General features: G+C 51.1%; 1 protein-coding gene. It reads right to left on the minus strand.

Going from position 1 to position 266, the window contains the following annotated elements; translation table 11 throughout:
- Positions 1-32: 32 nt before the first annotated feature.
- A partial coding sequence (locus FN960_RS24170; RefSeq protein ID WP_143850822.1) for a hypothetical protein occupies positions 33-266 on the minus strand: 234 nt, incomplete at its 5' end.

Consider the following 266-nt stretch of genomic DNA (forward strand, 5'->3'; position numbering starts at 1 on the left):
GATGGGGGCGCAGAAACGCCCCCGATTTACCATTAAGCGATCGCGTTCTCTTCCAGTTCACGCATAAACTGGCGTACCCATTCGATACGCGTTTTCCGCTCACTCAAATCCTGAATAAATTTCAGGCGCGTCGGACCATCAAGGCGGTAATGCTGCGGCTGTTTTTGCAGCAAACCAATCAACCAGGCCGGATTAACGTGATTCTTCTCGGCAAATTCGATCACCCCGCCTTTCTCATTACCTTCCAGCTTCCTGATCCCCAGTTT

It is taken from the genome of Alkalicoccobacillus porphyridii (assembly GCF_007293315.1).
GTDB lineage: Bacteria > Bacillota > Bacilli > Bacillales > Bacillaceae_D > Alkalicoccobacillus > Alkalicoccobacillus porphyridii.